The 2,430-nt window shown below is 59.7% G+C and carries 3 protein-coding genes and 1 pseudogene; all 4 read left to right on the forward strand.

The genetic code is table 11. The features are described from left to right. Positions 1–291: glutamate synthase-related protein (locus tag QVO51_RS04565; protein WP_288167858.1), on the forward strand; the 291-nt coding region annotated here is incomplete at its 5' end. Positions 292–326: 35 nt separating this feature from the next. Continuing rightward, positions 327–776: a 4Fe-4S dicluster domain-containing protein gene (locus QVO51_RS04570; RefSeq protein ID WP_022357415.1), complete on the forward strand. Its 450-nt coding sequence runs from the start codon at positions 327–329 to the stop codon at positions 774–776. Then, positions 773–2,005 (forward strand): NAD(P)/FAD-dependent oxidoreductase, encoded by a 1,233-nt coding sequence (locus QVO51_RS04575; RefSeq protein ID WP_022357416.1) that lies wholly within the window; start codon positions 773–775, stop codon positions 2,003–2,005. Before QVO51_RS04570 ends, QVO51_RS04575 begins: the two co-directional genes overlap by 4 nt. Then, positions 2,002–2,430: pseudogene (locus QVO51_RS04580) on the forward strand (glutamate synthase); the annotation flags it as partial. The gene QVO51_RS04575 and the pseudogene QVO51_RS04580, both read left to right, overlap by 4 nt.

Below are 2,430 nucleotides of genomic sequence, written 5' to 3' on the forward strand. Positions count from 1 at the left end.
GCGGCGCTTCTTGCTCTGGGCTGCCACCTGTGCCGCAGCTGTCAGACCGGCAAGTGCAACTGGGGCATTGCAACCCAGCGGCCGGAGCTTGTGAAGCGGCTGAACCCGGAGATCGGCTATCAGCGGCTGGTGAACCTGGTGACTGCTTGGCGGCATGAGCTGATGGAGCTGATGGGCGGCATGGGCATCAATTCCATCGAGAGCCTCCGGGGCAACCGGCTGATGCTCCGGGGCGTGGGGCTTACCGACCGGGAGCTGGAGATCCTTGGCATCAAGCATGCAGGTGAGTGATGGTCGAATTTTGCAGGAAAAGAGGAGAAACACCCATGAAACGAGTATATGTAAATGAGGAATGGTGTCTGGGATGCCACCTTTGTGAATATTACTGTGCATTTGCGGAAACCGGCAAGCCCAATATGGCGCTTGCCCTGAAGCATCAGACCATCCGCCCCCGGATCCATGTGGAGGAGGAAAACGGCGTGCATTTTGCCGTATCCTGCCGCCACTGTGAGGATCCCCTGTGCGTCAAAAGCTGTCTGACCGGGGCGCTGTCCGTGCAGGACGGGGTGATCCGCATCAACTCCGACCGGTGTATTCACTGCTACACCTGTATTCTTGCATGTCCCTACGGGGCGATCGTCCCCTCCGACAACGGAGCGGTGAAAAAGTGTGAGCTGTGCGTGAACACTGCCACCGGATTGCCCAATTGCGTACAGGGCTGCCCCAACGGCGCCATTGTATTTGAGGACAGCGAGGAAAGGAAGGTGTCAGTATGAAATATGTGATCATCGGCAACTCCGCCGCAGCCATCGGCGCAGTGGAGGCCATTCGGAAAACCGACCGGACAGGACAGATCCTGATCCTTTCCTCCGAGCCCTATCACACCTACTCCCGGCCGCTGATCTCCTACCTGCTGCTGGGGAAAACCACAGAGGAGAAGATGCTGTACCGGGACCGGGACTTCTACGAGAGGATGCACTGCGACTTCCGGCCCAATACCACGGTGGTAAAGCTGGATCCGGAACAGAAGCAGGTGCTTCTGGCGGACGGCAGTGCCGAATCCTACGACAGGGTACTGGTTGCCACCGGTTCCTCCCCCTTCGTGCCTCCCATGGCGGGGCTGGATACGGTGGAGCACAAGACCACCTTCGGCTCCCTGGAGGACGCAAAGCGTCTGTCCGGCATGATCGGCAGCAAGAGCCGGGTGCTCATCATCGGCGCAGGGCTGATCGGTCTGAAATGCGCCGAGGGCATTGCGGATACGGTCAAGTCCATCACAGTGGTGGATCTGGCACCCCGGGTGCTGTCCAGTATTCTGGACGATGCAGCCTCCGCAAGGATCAAGCATTACCTGGAGCAGCATGACCTGCGATTCTTCCTGGGGGAGAGCGTGAAGGAATTTTCCGGCAATACTGCCATCCTCACCGGCGGCGGGCAGATCGAGTTTGACTGCCTGGTACTGGCGGTGGGCGTGCGTGCCAATACCGCCCTGGTGAAGGATGCAGGAGGCGCAGTGGGCAGGGGCATTACCGTGGATGACCATATGCGCACCAGCCTGCCGGAGGTATACGCCGCCGGGGACTGCACCGAAAGCATGGACTGCGCCGAGCAGCAGATCAAGATCATGGCGCTGCTGCCTAACGCCTATATGCAGGGGGCATGCGCCGGGGCGAATATGGCGGGGCAGGAGGCTGTGTTTGACACCGCCATTCCCATGAACTCCATCGGTCTGTTCGGGCTTCATATGATGACCGCCGGTTCCTATCACGGGGAAACCTTTGTACAGGACGACGGCACCGGCTTCAAGGAGCTGTTTTACGAGAACGACCGGCTGTGCGGCTATATCCTCATCGGGGATATCCACCGGGCAGGCATTTACACCGCAATGATCCGCAACCGCACCCCCCTGAGCAGCGTGGACTTTGACCTGCTGTGCCGGGAGCCGGAGCTGATGGCGTTCAGCCAGGCGGATCGGAAGGTTATGTTAGGAGGGCGTGAGAAATGACACTTTCTGCAAAAGAGCTTGGATATGAAAAGCTGAACGAAGCTGTGCGCCATGCCGCCGGAGAGATCCAGATCAACGACTGCTTCGGGGAACGGTTCATCGGCTGCGGCGCAGCGGACAAGACCATTACCATCAACGGCACCCCGGGCAACGCCATGGGGGCATATCTGAACGGCGCTACCATGATCGTCAAGGGCAATGCCCAGGATGCAGTGGGGGATACCATGAACGCCGGCAGGATCGTGATCCACGGCAACGCAGGAGACGCCCTTGGGTACGCCATGCGGGGCGGCGAGATCTACGTCAAGGGCAGCGCAGGCTACCGGGCGGGGATCCATATGAAGGAATATATGGAAAAGCGTCCCTTGATCGTCATCGGCGGCAGCACCGGCAGCTTCCTTGGGGAGTATCTTGCCGGCGGGCTG

Origin of the sequence: Ruminococcus sp. CAG:379 (assembly GCF_000434255.1) — a bacterium.
GTDB classification, from domain to species: Bacteria; Bacillota; Clostridia; order Oscillospirales; family Ruminococcaceae; genus Ruminococcus_F; species Ruminococcus_F champanellensis.

Excerpts from the sequence above, each read along its gene's own strand:
- QVO51_RS04570 (WP_022357415.1), top strand. The coding sequence starts at position 327 with ATGAAACGAGTATATGTAAATGAGGAATGGTGTCTGGGATGCCACCTT.
- QVO51_RS04575 (WP_022357416.1), top strand. The coding sequence starts at position 773 with ATGAAATATGTGATCATCGGCAACTCCGCCGCAGCCATCGGCGCAGTG.